Annotated in this window: 13 protein-coding genes; 5 read left to right on the forward strand and 8 right to left on the reverse strand. The window is 64.1% G+C overall.

The features are described from left to right. The first annotated feature begins 84 nt into the window (after positions 1-84). A complete protein-coding gene (locus tag LB569_RS00605) occupies positions 85-702 on the forward strand; it encodes a L,D-transpeptidase (protein ID WP_140706554.1) in 618 nt (205 codons plus the stop codon). Positions 703-864: 162 nt separating this feature from the next. On the opposite strand, the gene LB569_RS00610 is transcribed toward LB569_RS00605, so the two are convergent. From LB569_RS00610 to trpS, 3 genes are all read right to left on the reverse strand, one after another. Then, positions 865-1,434, reverse strand: coding sequence for a NifU family protein (locus LB569_RS00610; RefSeq protein WP_027142904.1), 570 nt, complete (start codon positions 1,432-1,434; stop codon positions 865-867). A 145-nt stretch (positions 1,435-1,579) separates the two neighbouring features. After that, entirely contained in the window at positions 1,580-2,071 is a 492-nt protein-coding gene (locus tag LB569_RS00615; RefSeq protein ID WP_140706552.1) for a universal stress protein, read from the reverse strand. 115 nt (positions 2,072-2,186) lie between these two features. Beyond that, a complete protein-coding gene (gene trpS, locus LB569_RS00620; protein ID WP_140706550.1) occupies positions 2,187-3,254 on the reverse strand; it encodes a tryptophan--tRNA ligase in 1,068 nt (355 codons plus the stop codon). Between the two features lie 382 nt (positions 3,255-3,636). Here trpS and LB569_RS00625 point away from each other — a divergent pair, with 382 nt between their 5' ends. Further along, positions 3,637-3,804, forward strand: coding sequence for a hypothetical protein (locus LB569_RS00625; protein ID WP_224690673.1), 168 nt, complete (start codon positions 3,637-3,639; stop codon positions 3,802-3,804). 30 nt (positions 3,805-3,834) lie between these two features. Here the strand turns inward: LB569_RS00625 and murJ are convergent, their stop codons facing one another. From murJ to LB569_RS00640, 3 genes are all read right to left on the reverse strand, one after another. Then, positions 3,835-5,433: a murein biosynthesis integral membrane protein MurJ gene (murJ, locus tag LB569_RS00630; RefSeq protein WP_224690674.1), complete on the reverse strand. Its 1,599-nt coding sequence runs from the start codon at positions 5,431-5,433 to the stop codon at positions 3,835-3,837. Between the two features lie 46 nt (positions 5,434-5,479). Then, the gene (locus LB569_RS00635; protein ID WP_224690675.1) at positions 5,480-8,281 is read right to left on the reverse strand and encodes a [protein-PII] uridylyltransferase; all 2,802 of its coding nucleotides are present in this window, start codon (positions 8,279-8,281) and stop codon (positions 5,480-5,482) included. A gap of 89 nt (positions 8,282-8,370) precedes the next feature. Beyond that, positions 8,371-9,174 carry a glycosyltransferase family 25 protein gene (locus tag LB569_RS00640; RefSeq protein WP_224690676.1) on the reverse strand — a complete coding sequence of 268 codons (804 nt, stop codon included), beginning with the start codon at positions 9,172-9,174 and terminating at the stop codon, positions 8,371-8,373. Positions 9,175-9,378: 204 nt separating this feature from the next. Between LB569_RS00640 and LB569_RS00645 the strand changes: the two genes are divergently transcribed. The 3 genes from LB569_RS00645 (at position 9,379) to LB569_RS00655 (ending at position 13,263) form a co-directional block, all read left to right on the forward strand. Beyond that, positions 9,379-11,886: a heavy metal translocating P-type ATPase gene (locus LB569_RS00645; protein WP_224690677.1), complete on the forward strand. Its 2,508-nt coding sequence runs from the start codon at positions 9,379-9,381 to the stop codon at positions 11,884-11,886. Positions 11,887-11,928: 42 nt separating this feature from the next. Then, positions 11,929-12,321 carry a DUF305 domain-containing protein gene (locus tag LB569_RS00650; protein WP_224690678.1) on the forward strand — a complete coding sequence of 131 codons (393 nt, stop codon included), beginning with the start codon at positions 11,929-11,931 and terminating at the stop codon, positions 12,319-12,321. A gap of 96 nt (positions 12,322-12,417) precedes the next feature. Then, positions 12,418-13,263, forward strand: a complete 846-nt coding sequence (locus tag LB569_RS00655) for an aldo/keto reductase (protein ID WP_224690679.1) — start codon at positions 12,418-12,420, stop codon at positions 13,261-13,263. Position 13,264: 1 nt separating this feature from the next. On the opposite strand, the gene LB569_RS00660 is transcribed toward LB569_RS00655, so the two are convergent. Both LB569_RS00660 and LB569_RS00665 read right to left on the reverse strand, forming a co-directional pair. After that, the gene (locus LB569_RS00660; protein ID WP_224690680.1) at positions 13,265-13,819 is read right to left on the reverse strand and encodes a TetR/AcrR family transcriptional regulator; all 555 of its coding nucleotides are present in this window, start codon (positions 13,817-13,819) and stop codon (positions 13,265-13,267) included. Positions 13,820-13,883: 64 nt separating this feature from the next. After that, positions 13,884-14,348: a DUF1348 family protein gene (locus LB569_RS00665; protein ID WP_140706535.1), complete on the reverse strand. Its 465-nt coding sequence runs from the start codon at positions 14,346-14,348 to the stop codon at positions 13,884-13,886. Positions 14,349-14,394: the final 46 nt, after the last annotated feature.

Here is a 14,394-nt window from a genome sequence, read left to right on the forward strand (position 1 = left end):
GCAAAGCAAATGCCAGCATGAATGATGGCGAGAAAGCGGCCGACTCGTGCCGCTGACGTTTTGGGCGGGGCACCGGATCACCACATGCGCATGAAGTCGCTTGCAATAATTGCCGCCCTGGCGCTGTCCACCGCTATTGCCGGTTGCAGCACCATCGGCGGACAGATCTTCTCCAACGACTATGGCGCGGTGACAGATGCCGGTTACCAACTGCCGCGCATCCCGATCGAGAAGGTGCCGAGGCAGTATCACCGGCAGGAAGTGAACTACGACACCAAGGAAAAGCCGGGCACCATCATCGTCGATACGCAGAACAAGTTCCTCTACTTCGTCGAGGGCGACGGCAGGGCGATCCGCTATGGCATCGGCGTTGGCCGCGAGGGCTTCGAGTGGCACGGCACCGCCCATATCGCGCTGAAGCGCGAATGGCCGACCTGGACGCCGCCGCGCGAAATGATCAGGCGCCAGCCGGAACTGACGAAGTTCGCCAATGGCATGGAGCCGGGCCTGAAGAACCCGCTCGGCGCGCGCGCCATGTACCTGTTCAACAAGGGCGGCGACATGGGCTACCGGCTGCATGGCAGCCCGGAATGGAATTCAATCGGCAAGGCGATGTCGTCCGGCTGCATCCGCCTGATGAACCAGGACATTATCGATCTCTATGACCGCGCCTCCGTCGGCGCCAAGGTCATCGTGATGTAGCAATCGCGCCCGTCAGGGTGTGATGGGAAGAGAAGAAAAGTTTCGTACGCGGACCGTCTAGGCAACAACGGACGTCCCAAACAGAAAACCGGGCAATTCGGCCCGGTTTTTTGTTGTTCGCGGATAGGATGCTTCCGGCGCGCGACGAGCGGCGCGGAACGATCAGCTGACCTGCTCGACCTGCTGCACTTCCGGCACGAAATGGCGAAGCAGGTTCTGGATGCCGTGCTTCAGCGTCGCCGTCGACGACGGGCAACCGGCGCAGGCGCCCTTCATGTGCAGGAACACGGTGCCGTTCTCGAAGCCGCGGAAGGTGATGTCGCCGCCGTCCTGGGCCACCGCCGGGCGCACGCGCGTGTCGAGCAGTTCCTTGATGGTGATGACGAGCTCCTCGTCGGCCTTGTCGTAGAACTCGCCCGTCTGGCTGGTCTCGGCGGCCGGGCCGGCCTTGGCCATGACAGGCGCGCCGGACATGAAATGCTCCATGATGGCGCCGAGGATCGCCGGCTTCAGATGCTGCCAGTCCGGACCGTCCTTGGACACGGTGATGAAATCATAGCCGAAGAAGACACCGGTGACGCCGGGGATTTCGAACAGCCGCCCAGCCAGCGGCGAGGCCGTCGCCGCACTGTCGGCATCACGGAAATCGGCGGTGCCTTCGAGCAGCACTTCCTTGCCAGGCAGGAACTTCAACGTCGCCGGATTGGGCGTCGACTCGGTCTGGATGAACATGGCCGTCTCCATGCCCGTTTTGGGCAACTAGTTTGGAATAGTTCTAAATAGGCTCTATCGGCTGGACATTCAAGCGAAACGCATCGCCCAGATGGCTGGCTGGCGGAATGTTTTTGCTGGCCGGGGACCTGAATCCCGGGCGGGCTCAGGCGAGGCTGTCGATTTCCTCATCCGACAGATTCTGCGGTACCACGGTGACGGGAATGGGGAAAGCGGCACCCTTGCCGGCTACGGCGCCAACCAGCGGCCCCGGCCCTTCCTTGCCGGCGCCGGCCGCCAGCACCAGAATGGCGATGTCCTGGTCTTCCTCGATCAGCCTGTGGATCTCTTCCGTCGGCTTGCCTTCGCGCACGACCATCTCCGGTTCGATGCCGAGCTTCTGGCGCACCTTGTTGGCGTAGCCGTCCAGCGCTGCGCGCGCCGTGGCGTTCGCCTCCTCGCGCATGATCTTCTCCACGCCCAGCCAGTGCTGGAAATCGTCGGGTACGATGACATAGAGCAGCACCAGCGTGCCGCTGGTGCTCTGCGCCCGCTTCGAGGCGTAGGCGACGGCGCGTTCGCATTCCGGCGTGTCATCGATGATCGTCAGGAATTTCCTGCGATGACCGGCTTCGCGGCTGAGACGTTTGGAGACCATGTCTATCTACTCGGTATCTTTTCGGCCGCAATCTGCCACCGCGGCGGACCGGCGGCAAGCCGCCGGTCTTGGGCCAGTAAGTCCTTGCCCTATATGGTCCGATGCACCGATGGGCTCAGCCCTGCAGTAGGCCGATAATGTCGCGCACCGTCTTCATCGTTGTTTCGGCAAGCACGCCGGCGCGTTCGCCACCGTCCCGGAGCACGGCGTCGACATAGGCGCGATCGCCCTGGATCCGGCGCATCTCGCTGGCGATCGGCGCCAGCCTCTCCACCGCGAGATCGGCGAGCGCGGGCTTGAACACGGAGAATTGCTGGCCGCCGAACTGCTGCAGCACATCGGCCTTCGACATTTCGGCGAGGCCTGCATAGATGCCGACGAGGTTCTCCGCCTCGGGACGGCTTTCCAGCCCGTCGACCTCGCTTGGCAAGGCCTCCGGGTCGGTCTTGGCCTTGCGGATCTTCTTCGAGATGGTGTCGGCATCGTCGGTCAGGTTGATGCGCGACAGGTCCGATGGATCCGACTTCGACATCTTCTTCGACCCGTCGCGCAGGCTCATGATGCGTGCCGCCGGCCCGCCAATGACCGGCTCGGTGATCGGGAAGAAACCGTTCACCGTCTCCTCGCCGACCTGCATCTCGACGCCGACGCCAAGGCTGGCGATGCGGTTGGAGAAATCGTTGTTGAATTTCTGGGCGATGTCGCGGGTCAATTCCAGGTGCTGCTTCTGGTCCTCGCCCACCGGCACGTGCGTCGCGCGGTAGAGCAGGATGTCGGCGGCCATCAGCGAGGGATAGGCGAGCAGGCCGAGCGAGGCATTCTCGCGATCCTTGCCGGCCTTGTCCTTGAACTGCGTCATCTTGTTCATCCAGCCGATGCGCGCGACGCAATTGAAAATCCACGCGAGCTCGGCGTGCTGCATCACCCGCGACTGGTTGAAGACGATGTGCTTCTTCGGGTCGATGCCGGAGGCCAGGAATGCCGCGGTTATCGAGCGCGTCTGGTCGGCGAGGTCGTCATGGACGAGCTGGGCTGTCAGCGAATGCAGGTCGACGACGCAGTAGATGCAGTCGGACGTATCCTGCAGGGCAACAAATTTCTTGATGGCGCCGAGATAGTTGCCGAGATGCAGATTGCCGGTCGGCTGGACACCGGAGAAGACGAGTGGCTTGAAGGCGGTCATGGGTTCCTCATGGCTTGTGGAGGGCCGTTTCGCGCGCGGCGAAAGTCTTTCGACGGCGCGCTTATGGACGAGAGTGGGGCGAGGATCAAGAGGTGCATGAGAGGCGGCAGAGCCATTGCTCCGGGCTGAATTGTTTGTTCGATGTTGTCCGGCGTCGTGTTTGTTGCGTCTGTCTAGGACTGCCAGGTGGACGGGGAGAAAGACGCCGTCATGGCCGGTTTCGCCAATCGCAGCATTGTAAGGGAGGCGTCATCGTCGCACTCAGCTTCTTTCTCCCCGTTCAAGGGGAGAAATGCCCGGCAGGGCAATGAGGGGCAGCGCCGACATCGACGTGTATGATATTCTGGGACGTGTATTTCGTACGATCCTGATGAGAGATAGGATGCCCGTGACCGTTGAGGAGGAGGAAGCGCCCAAGCGCAGACGCGACCGCGAGACGCCGCTGGAGACAGCGGCGCGGGTTCGGGCCGAATTCGGGATCGAACTTAGCAAACAGGCACAAGCGCCACTTCCGCGGCAAGTCTACGACGAATTGTCCGGCGAAGGCTGATGCTTGTCGGCGGCATCACCACCGTTAGGCTCACGGATCTTGAGACGGCTCCCTGACCGGCGGCGTCTCCTTGCGCCCGACATTGCGCCGGATCATGCCGAAATCGGCGCCGCCGGTGGCGAACGCGGTGACGAAATAGAGCGTTGCCCCGCCGGCCACCAGCGCCAGCACGGTCGTTGCCTTGATCACCAGTGGCGAGCCCGGTCCAAGTCTGGCGGCGAGGTAATGCTCGGCGAAATAAAGGGCGACACCCATCACCACCGCCGACAGTACGAGGCGCGGAATACGCTTGAGGAGCGGCACGTCGCGGCCCCAATGGCCGCGCCGGATCAGCACGGCAAGCAGCATCAGCGCGTTGACCCAGCCGGCGACGGCGGACGCCACCGCGATGCCAGGCGCGCCCATCCTCGGGAACAGCGTCAGCGCGGTGGCGACGTTCACCGCCACGGAGATTGCCGCGAAGATCATCGGCGTGCGCGTGTCCTCGCGGGCGAAATAGCCCGGGGTGAAGGCCTTGATCAGCACGAAGGCCGGCAGGCCGAGACCGAAGATCGCCAGGATCGCCGCCACGACGGGGGTCGAATGGTTGGCGGCGAAGGCGCCACGCTCGTAAACCAGCCGCACGATCGGCTCCGACATCACCCACAGCGCCACCGCCGCCGGCAAGGTCATGAACAGCGTGAACTCGACCGAGCGGTTCTGCAGATTGGCCGCTTCGATCAGATTGCCTGACTTCAGCGCCCGCGACAGCTCGGGCAACAGCACGATCGCCACCGCGACGCCGACGACGCCGAGCGGCAATTGGTAGACGCGGTCGGCATAGGCGAGCGAGGAGACGGCACTGTCCTGCGCCGAGGCGATGGCCGTTCCGATCAGCTGGTTGATCTGGGTGATGCCGCCGGTGATCGCCGCCGGCAGCGCCAGGATGAGCAGCCGCTTCACGTTCGGCGTCATCTTGGGCCGGCGGAAGCCGATCGCGATGCCGGCATTGCGCACCGCCACCCAGACGATGGCGAGTTGCACGACGCCGGCCGCAAGCACGCCCCAGGACAGGGCGAAGCCGACGGCATGCGCATCCAGCCCATGGTACCAGGCGTAGCCAAGCACGCTGATCAGGATGATGTTGAGGAAAGCCGGCGCGATCGCCGCCGCGAAATAGCGGCGCAGCGAGTTCAGCATGCCCGCCATCATGGCGGCGAGCGACATGCAGATCAGATAGGGGAACATGATCGTCGCGAGCGTCACGGTCGTCTCGAACTTGCCCGGCGTGTCGGCAAAGCCTGGCGCCACCAGGTAACGCACGATCAGCGGCATCGCCAGTTCCATCGCGATGGTCAGCACCAGCAGCGCCGAGAACAGCACGCCGAACACTTCTTCGGAAAAACGCTTGGCGCCGTCGGTGCCATGCGTCTCGATCTCCTTGGCGAACAGCGGCACGAAGGCGGCGTTGAAGGCGCCCTCGGCGAACAGCCGGCGAAAGGTGTTGGGAAACTGGAAGGCGGCGTTGAAGGCGTCCGCGACCGGCCCGGTGCCCAGCGCGGCCGCCATCAGCATCTCGCGGCCGAAACCGAGCGCACGGCTCATCAGCGTGCCGGACGCGACGGTGGCGAATTTCTTGACGAGACTCATGCGTTCGCAAACTGCCTGTGGGATTGGGACAAAGGGATGTTGGCCGTCACTCGGCGGCTGCCTTGGCCCTGCCGCCGCGTTCGGCCGCCGCGCCTTCGAGCGCCGCCATCAGCCGGTTGCGGATTGTGGCGATGCGGGCCGGGCTGTCGATCTTCTGGCCGGTGAGGTCGGTGACATAGAAAGTGTCGATGACCTTCTCGCCGAAGGTGGTGATATGCGCCGATGCGATGTCGAGCGAGAGATCGGACAGCGTCCCGGTTATCTCCGACAGCAGGCCTGGGCGATCGAGCCCCTCGACCTCAATGACCGAAACCCGGTTCGACAGCGCGTTGCGGATTTCGGCGCGCGGCGGGATCTTGAACACTTTGGCGCCGCGCCTTGGCTTGGTGCGTTTCTCGATCATCTCCGGCAGCCAGCTCTTGCCCGACAGCACGTCCTCGATCAGCCTGCCGACGCGCTCGGCGCGCCGGCGCTCGTCCTCGTCGCGGTCGAACTCCCTCGATATCAGGATCGTGTCCAGCGCGCGGCCGTCCGACGTGGTGAAGATCTGCGCGTCGACGATGTTGCCGCCGGCGCCGGCGCATGCCCCGGCAATGACCGAGAGAAGACGGGGGTGGTCCTGCGCCAGCACGGTGATTTCGGTCACCGCCTCGAATTGGTGGGTCTTGACCATGGTGGCGAGCTTGTTGCCCGCCGCGTCCGCCTCACGGATGAATTCGGCGTGGCGAAGCTGGTCCGGCAGGTCCACGGTCAGGAGGTAGTTTTCATAATGCAGGCCGACATAGCGCTTGCGCGCCTTGTCGGGCCAGTCGGCGAGCGCCTCGGCCAGGCGTTCGCGCGCCGCCGCCGTGCGTTGGGCACGCGAGACTTCCGAAAAGCCGCCGGTCAGCAGCAGCTCGGTCTCGTAGTAGAGCGTGCGCAGCAACTGGCCCTTCCAGCCGTTCCAGACACCCGGCCCGACGCCCCTGATGTCGCAGACGGTCAGGATCAACAGCATCTTCAGCCGCTCGACCGACTGCACGATCGAGGCGAAATCCTCGATCGTCTTGCGGTCGTTGAGGTCGCGGGTCTGCGCCGTCATCGACATCACGAGGTGGTTCTCGACCAGCCAGGCGACGGTTTCCGTATCGGCCGGCGAAAGCCCCATATGCGGGCAGATCCGTCGTGCGATCCTGGCGCCGGCCTCGGAATGGTCTTCCGGCCTGCCCTTGGCGATGTCGTGCAGCAGCACCGCGACATAGAGCGCCTCGCGGCTCTTCTTCAGGCCCGGCATCAGCGAATGCGACAGCGGATGCACCTTCTCGCCGTCGCCGCGTTCGATTTCGGCCAGCACGCCTATGCAGCGGATCAGGTGCTCGTCCACCGTATAGTGGTGGTACATCGAGAACTGCATCATGGCCACGATCTTGCCGAAGTCCGGGATCAGCCGGCCGAGCAGCCCCGCCTCGTTCATGCGCCGCAAATTGAGCTCTGCATTGCGGTCCGAGGTCAATATGTCGAGGAACAGCCGGTTGGCCTCCTCGTCGCGCCTGAGCGACTTGTTGACCAGGCCGAGCGAACGGGTGAGCAGTTTCAGCGCATCGGGATGGAATTCCAGCCCGTGCTTGTCGGCGAACCAGAACAGCCTGAGAAGATTGACGGGGTCGCGCTCGAACACCTGGTCGTCGGCGATGTTGATGCGGTGGTTGTCGACGATGAAGTCCGACGTCCCGGCGAGCTTGCGCTTGCGGCGCTGGAAGGTGAGGAAGATGCGGTTGAAGCCAGGCACATGCTTGGCCTGCTCCTCCTCCAGCGCGGCGCAGAAGATGCGGGTCAGGTCGCCGACATCCTTGGCGACGAGGAAATAATGCTTCATGAAGCGTTCGACCGCCGACAGGCCGGGATGTGTCGTATAACCGAGCCGTTCGGCGATCTCGCGCTGGATGTCGAAATGCAGCCGTTCCTCGGCCTTCCCCGTGAGGAAATGCATGTGGCAGCGCACCGCCCACAGGAAATCCTCGGCTTTCTGGAACTCGCGGTACTCGGCCTCGGTGAACACGCCTTTCTCGACCAGTTCCTCGCCGGTGCGCACACGATAAAAATATTTGCCGATCCAGAACAGCGTCTGCAGGTCGCGCAGGCCGCCCTTGCCGTCCTTGACATTGGGCTCGACCAGATAGCGGCTCTCGCCGGCCTTGGCATGGCGCTCGTCGCGTTCGGCGAGCTTGGCCTGTACATATTCCGGGCCGGTCGTGCGCACCACCTCATGGTCGAAGCGCAGCATCAGCTCGTCATAGAGCTTGCGTTCGCCCCACAGGAACCGCGCTTCCAGGATCGAGGTGCGGATGGTGATGTCGGTGCGCGACAGTCTGAGGCACTCTTCGATGTTGCGGGTGGCATGGCCGACCTTCAGCCCCAGGTCCCACAGCATGTAGAGCATGTATTCGACCGTCTGTTCGCCCCACGGCGTCTGCTTGTAGGGCAGCAGGAACAGAAGGTCGATGTCGGATCCCGGCGCCAGCGTGCCGCGGCCATAGCCGCCGACGGCAACGACCGCCATGCGTTCGGCCGAGGACCGGTTCTTCACCCGGTAGACATGCGTCGCGGCAAAATCGTAGAGCGCCCGGATCAGCTCGTCCATCAGGTGCGACAGCCGTTCGGCGCAGGCGTTGCCGCCGCCATCCTGCATCAGCATGGCCTCGGCCGTCTTGCGGCCCTCGGCGAGACGCCCCTTGAGAAGCTGAAGAACGGCGGCACGGATGGGCTGGCTGGAACCGTCGCCGGCGCTGGCCGCGGTCAGCGCGGTCATCTCGCGACGCAAAGCGTTGCCGTCGATCAGTTCGTCGAGCTTCAGGGAGATTTTCGCCATGGATACCGGTTGGCCTTGCCTTTTGGGCGGCGTCTATAGCGTGTTTTCACGGCGGTGGGTATGGGCCTGCCGTCAATCCGGCAAACGCCCTAGTCGTTTGCCTCGACTGGAGCGAGCGGAACGACAATCCGCCGCCGCAGCCTGCAGAAATCGCTGATCTGCCGCGTTGCCCGCCGGGCCTCCCTGCGGATCCGTGCGATAGCAGGTATCCTGCGCCCATTGGCGAGCCCGCTTGCCACCCACTCGGCCTCCCGTCCCTGGTCGAGCAGGCTCGGCAAGCCGTTGCCCACGAACTGCTCCTGCGCACAGAGGGCCGGGACAAGCTGGTAGATCGTTTTGCCCGCCGACGTCGCGAGTGCAGGGTCGAAGATGAGATTGTCCACCGCCACGTCGACATCGCAGGTCGCCTCGAGAAGGGCGCGTGCCGCTTGCCTGGAGAGGAGGTAGCCCCCGGCTCCGATATGGTTCTTGCGGAGCCTGAACACCGAAAAACCGTGGCCCACGGGTATTCTCTCGCGCTGGATCACGGTCGTGTGGAAGAATGTCTCGAGCTTGACGATATCGGTGTCGGCCGGAATCCAGTCCGTATCGGCGAGCAGTGCGCCGGCCCTTGCGGAAAACACCATGTCGTCCTCAAAGATGGCGCCAAATGGGGCGTCGTCTTGCGCGATGATCCTCCAGCAGGCGCGATGGCTATGCAGGCAAGCGATCTCGCTGCCGGCGAGGCGCCGCACCGCATGCGGTGAATTCCGACGCTGCGGCACTAGGTCTGGATGATCCCTCGCATCGATTGCGGCAATCCGCTCAAATCCGAGGCCGATGCGCGCAAACTCCGCCGTCATATGGGCAAGCCGGTCCGGGGATCGATCGAGATTTATGACCAGGCGCTTCATTGTCGATCGGGATCTGGCGGGATGAACGTGACGCGGTGAGCAACATTAGAAAGCGCGATTTTAGCACGGCCGGTGCCTTTGTGCAGGGGGCATTCAACTGATTTCACGAGCCCGAAATGCGGAAAATCAAAACTGCCCTTGACCTTCCAGTTACTGGAAGCACTACCTCGGGTTCGAAGCAGTGACATCAAGGCATTTTTCAGAATGACGCATCCAGATCACGATCATCACACGCATGGCTCGCATGGCGACTGTTGCACGCCGAAAGGCGCCGCCGCGAATACGGTTTTGCGCGATCCGGTCTGCGGCATGACCGTGGATCCAGCCGCCGGCAAGCCGACATCCGAGCATGGCGGCCGCCTCTATCATTTCTGCAGCGAGCGCTGCTGTTCGAAGTTCCAGGCCGAGCCGGAAACCTACCTGACGGCCACCGACCCTGTCTGCGGCATGAGCGTCGACCGTTCGACGGCGAAACATTTCGCCCGTCATGAAGGCCAAGGCTTCTATTTCTGTTCCGCCGGCTGCAAGGCGAAGTTCGAGGCTGCGCCGCAAACCTATCTCGGCGACAGGCCGGCTCCGGCGCCGATGCCCAAGGGCACGCAATATACCTGCCCGATGCATCCGCAGATCATCCGCGACAAGCCCGGCTCCTGCCCGATCTGCGGCATGGCCCTCGAGCCGATGGGCGTGCCGACAGGCGATGAAGGGCCAAATCCCGAACTGGTCGATTTCACCAGGCGGCTCTGGGTGAGCGCGGTGCTGTCGGTCCCGCTGCTGATCGTCGCCATGGCGCCTATGGTCGGCCTGTCGCTCGAAGGCCTGGTCGAGGATCGCGCGAAGGTCTGGATCGAACTGGTGCTGGCGAGCCCCGTGGTGCTCTGGGCCGCCTTCCCATTCTTCCATCGCGGCTGGGACTCGATCCTCAACCGCAGCCCCAATATGTGGACGCTGATCTCGCTTGGCGTCGGCGCCGCCTATCTCTACAGCGTCGTCGCCACGCTCTTCCCGGACATGTTTCCGCATCAGTTCCGCGGCCATGGCGGCGCGGTGCCGGTCTATTTCGAGGCCGCCGCCGTCATCGTCGCGCTGGTCTTCCTCGGCCAGGTGCTGGAACTGCGCGCCCGCGAAAAGACCGGATCGGCGATCCGCGCCTTGCTTGACCTCGCGCCGAAGACCGCGCGGCGGATCGCCGAGGACGGCTCCGAGAAGGATGTAGCGCTGGACGAGGTCAAGACCGGCGATCGCCTGCGCATCCGTCCCGGCGACGCTGTCCCGGTCGACGGCATGGTGCTCGAAGGCCGCTCCTCCATCGACGAATCGATGATCACCGGCGAACCCCTGCCGGTCGAGAAGGCCGAGGGCGATGCCTTGACCGGCGGCACGCTCAACAAGAACGGCTCGCTGATCATGCGCGCCGAGCGGATCGGCGCCGACACCACGCTGTCGCGCATCGTCGAACTCGTCGCCAAGGCACAGCGCTCGCGCGCGCCAATCCAGGGCCTGGCCGACCGCGTCTCGTTCTATTTTGTCCCCGCCGTCGTCCTGGTCGCGATCGCCGCGTTCATCGCCTGGGCGGTCTTCGGCCCCGAGCCCAGCCTGATCTTCGCCATCGTCTCGGCGGTTTCGGTGCTGATCATCGCCTGTCCCTGTGCGCTGGGACTCGCCACGCCGATGTCGATCATGACCGCCACCGGGCGCGGCGCCCATGCCGGCGTGCTGATCAAGGAGGCCGCCGCGCTCGAACGCTTCGCCTCCGTCGACACGCTGATCGTCGACAAGACCGGCACGCTGACCGAGGGCCGGCCGAAATTGACCGATGTCGTTGCCACGACGGGCTTTCCCGAGGCCGAATTGCTGGGGCTGGCGGCGAGCCTGGAGAAGGGGTCCGAACACCCGCTGGCCGAGGCCATTGTCGAAGGCGCGGGCCAGCGCGGCGTGAAGATTGCGGAGGCCGGCAGCTTCGAGGCGGTTACCGGCAAGGGCGTTTCCGGCACGGTGTCGGGCAACAAGGTCGCGCTCGGCAATGCCGCGATGATGCACGACCTCAGCATCGACATTTCCGTGGTCCTGCCCAGCGTGGAAACGTTGCAGGGCAATGGCAAGACGGCGATGTTCGTTGCTGTCGACGGCAGACTGGCCGGCATCGTCGCCGTCGCCGACCCCGTCAAGACGACCACGGCCGAGGCGATCAAGGCGCTGCATGACAGCGGGCTGAGGATCATCATGGCGACCGGCGACAATGAGCGCACGGCCAGGGCGATCGCTGGAAGCCTCGGCATCGACGAGGTTCGGGCAGGTCTCTTGCCGGAACAGAAGGCAGCGCTCGTCGAGGAACTGCGCGGCAAGGGTGCCGGCGTCGCCATGGCCGGCGACGGCGTCAACGATGCGCCCGCGCTCGCCGCCGCCGATGTCGGCATCGCCATGGGAACCGGCGCCGACGTCGCGGTCGAAAGCGCCGGCATCACCTTGGTCAAGGGGGACCTGAACGGCATCGTCCGCGCCCGCACCCTGGCCCGGGCGACCATCGGTAACATCCGGCAGAACCTGTTCTTCGCCTTCCTCTACAACGTGCTTGGAGTGCCGGTCGCGGCCGGCGTGCTCTATCCGCTCACCGGCACGCTTCTGTCGCCGATGCTGGCGGCGGCGGCGATGAGCCTGTCCTCGGTCTCGGTCATCGCCAACGCATTGCGGCTGAGAACGTTGAAACTCTGAGTTTAACCCCCAGATACGAAATCCAACCCACAGGAGATCTGAATGACCTTGGCTAAAAAACTCGTGCTGCTGCTGATGGCGGCCGGAATGCTGCTTGCCGTCTTCCTCGAAAGCGTGCCCGCGCGGAGCGAGGAGATGAAGCACGACATGGGCGCCATGGCCATGGGAGCGGAAAGCCCTTCGACAGCGGGCTACAAGGCGGCGATGGACAAAATGCATACCGACATGATGGCCTCGCAATATACCGGCAATGCCGATGTCGATTTCGTCCGTGGCATGATCCCGCACCATCAGGGCGCCATCGACATGGCCAAGGTGGAGCTTGCCAATGGCAAGGATCCCGAGATCCGCAAACTGGCCGAAGGCGTCATCGCCGCGCAGGAAGCCGAAATCAAGCAGATGCAGGATTGGCTTGCCGCCCATCCGGTGAAGTAGGCATCTACGGCCGCAACGGGAGAATCCGGGCTCCATTCTGGATTTCTCCGTGCGCTTGTGATGCCATGCGCCTCGACTGCCTACCCAGGAGCCCCCATGCCCACAACGATAAGAACCACCAAGCTGCCATCGGGAGAAGCCGTCCAGGTGCTCGGACAGGGCACCTGGAAAATGGGCGAGGACGCCCGCCGTCGAGCCGGGGAGGTCAATGCCTTGAAGCTTGGGCTGGACCTTGGCATGACGCTGATCGACACCGCCGAAATGTATGCCAGCGGCGGTGCCGAGGAGGTGGTGGCCGAAGCCATTGCCGGGCGCCGCGACGAACTCTTCCTCGTCTCCAAGGTGCTGCCATCCAATGCCTCGCGAACCGGCGTGCCGGCGGCTTGCGAGAAAAGCCTGAAGCGCCTGCGCACCGATCGCATCGATCTTTATCTGCTGCACTGGCCGGGCAGCGTGCCGTTGGCCGAGACGGTCGAGGCCTTCGAGGGGTTGAAGAAAGCCGGCAAGATCCGCCACTGGGGCGTCAGCAATTTCGACACCGACGAGATGGAGGAGCTGGCCGGCCTCGTCGCTGGCGGCAACGTCCAGACCAATCAAGTGCTCTACAATCTGTCGCGGCGAGGCCCCGAATTCGACCTTGCGCCATGGAGCCGGGAGCATGGCATTCCGCTGATGGCCTATTCGCCGGTCGAGCAGGGGGCGCTGGCGCGCAATGCGAGGCTGGAAGCCATTGCCCTCCGCCATGATGCCACGGCCGCGCAGATCGCGCTTGCCTGGGTGATGGCGCAGCCTGGCGTCATCGCCATTCCGAAAGCCAGCAGCCAGGAGCATGTCCGCCAGAACGTCGCCGCGCTCGACATCAGACTGACGGCTGAAGACGTCGCCGAACTCGATCGCGCTTTTCCACCACCGACCCGCAAGCGCGGGCTTGAGATGATCTAGTCTAGACGAGCGCAGCCCGCGCGCGCCGCAGCGCGCGGGAAAAAACCGCCGTATCGTCGAAGGCACGCGCCAGCACCAGCGCCCCCTGGATGGCGCCGACCGTTTCCTCGGCGAGGTCTTGCGCCTGGGCAGGGCCGCGGCCGCCGCGGGTCAAGGCTTCGGCAAGATGCGCCACCCAGCGGCCGAAATAGCTTTTGATTGCCTTGGCGAAAAGGTCGCGGGATTCATCCAGGGCGAAAGCGCCGATGAGACACACCCGGCGCCCCGAACGGAAATAGGCGTCGGTTGCTTCGAACATGCGGTCGATGCCCGCGCGGGGGTCTTGATTGTCGCGCAGCGGCACGAAGACATTTTCCTCGAACCAGCCATCTATATGGGCAATGACCGCCGCCGCCATCTCTTCCTTGCCGCCGGGAAAGAAGTGATAGAGGCTGCCCTTGCCAAGCCCCGTCGCCGCACCGATCAGCGTCAGGCTGGTCCCCTCGTAGCCATGCTCGCGGAAAATCTCGCCGATGCTGGCGAGCAGGTCGGCGCGATCGGGCGCGATCCTGCGCATGTTACTCTTTCCGCTTGAGCATGATCTTTGCCGAAAACCGCGACACACTTTTCGGGATCATGCTCTACAGGCCGAGTTCCGTCAGGCCAGGATGATCGTCGGGCCGACGGCCGAGCGGCCAGTGATATTTGCGTTCGCTCTCGATGATTGGCACGTCGTTGATGCTTGCGACGCGACGGCGCATCAGTCCGGCCCCGTCGAACTCCCAGTTCTCATTGCCGTAGGAGCGGAACCAATGACCGCTGTCGTCGTGCCATTCATAGGCGAAGCGCACGGCGATGCGATTTTCGTTCCAGGTCCAAACCTCCTTGATCAGGCGGTAGTCGAGCTCGCGTGCCCATTTGCGCTGGAGAAAGCCGACGATCTCGCTTCTGCCGGTGACGAATTCGGCGCGATTGCGCCAAACGCTGTCCTCGGTATAGGCGAGTGACACCCTTTCCGGATCGCGGCTGTTCCAGGCGTCCTCGGCCAGCCGCGCCTTTTGCGCGGCTGTCTCGGCGGTGAACGGCGGCAATGGCGGACGGCTCATCCGAATCTCCCTGTCGGTCACAATCGACAGACATTGTACCGAACGG

The sequence above is a fragment of the Mesorhizobium sp. BH1-1-4 genome (assembly GCF_020165665.1).
In the GTDB taxonomy this organism is placed as follows: domain Bacteria; phylum Pseudomonadota; class Alphaproteobacteria; order Rhizobiales; family Rhizobiaceae; genus Mesorhizobium.

Coding starts and splice junctions, on each gene's coding strand:
- LB569_RS00605 (WP_140706554.1), top strand. CDS start 85: ATGCGCATGAAGTCGCTTGCAATAATTGCCGCCCTGGCGCTGTCCACC.
- LB569_RS00610 (WP_027142904.1), bottom strand. CDS start 1,434: ATGTTCATCCAGACCGAGTCGACGCCCAATCCGGCGACGTTGAAGTTC.
- LB569_RS00615 (WP_140706552.1), bottom strand. CDS start 2,071: ATGGTCTCCAAACGTCTCAGCCGCGAAGCCGGTCATCGCAGGAAATTC.
- trpS (WP_140706550.1), bottom strand. CDS start 3,254: ATGACCGCCTTCAAGCCACTCGTCTTCTCCGGTGTCCAGCCGACCGGC.
- LB569_RS00625 (WP_224690673.1), top strand. CDS start 3,637: ATGCCCGTGACCGTTGAGGAGGAGGAAGCGCCCAAGCGCAGACGCGAC.
- murJ (WP_224690674.1), bottom strand. CDS start 5,433: ATGAGTCTCGTCAAGAAATTCGCCACCGTCGCGTCCGGCACGCTGATG.
- LB569_RS00635 (WP_224690675.1), bottom strand. CDS start 8,281: ATGGCGAAAATCTCCCTGAAGCTCGACGAACTGATCGACGGCAACGCT.
- LB569_RS00640 (WP_224690676.1), bottom strand. CDS start 9,174: ATGAAGCGCCTGGTCATAAATCTCGATCGATCCCCGGACCGGCTTGCC.
- LB569_RS00645 (WP_224690677.1), top strand. CDS start 9,379: ATGACGCATCCAGATCACGATCATCACACGCATGGCTCGCATGGCGAC.
- LB569_RS00650 (WP_224690678.1), top strand. CDS start 11,929: ATGACCTTGGCTAAAAAACTCGTGCTGCTGCTGATGGCGGCCGGAATG.
- LB569_RS00655 (WP_224690679.1), top strand. CDS start 12,418: ATGCCCACAACGATAAGAACCACCAAGCTGCCATCGGGAGAAGCCGTC.
- LB569_RS00660 (WP_224690680.1), bottom strand. CDS start 13,819: ATGCGCAGGATCGCGCCCGATCGCGCCGACCTGCTCGCCAGCATCGGC.
- LB569_RS00665 (WP_140706535.1), bottom strand. CDS start 14,348: ATGAGCCGTCCGCCATTGCCGCCGTTCACCGCCGAGACAGCCGCGCAA.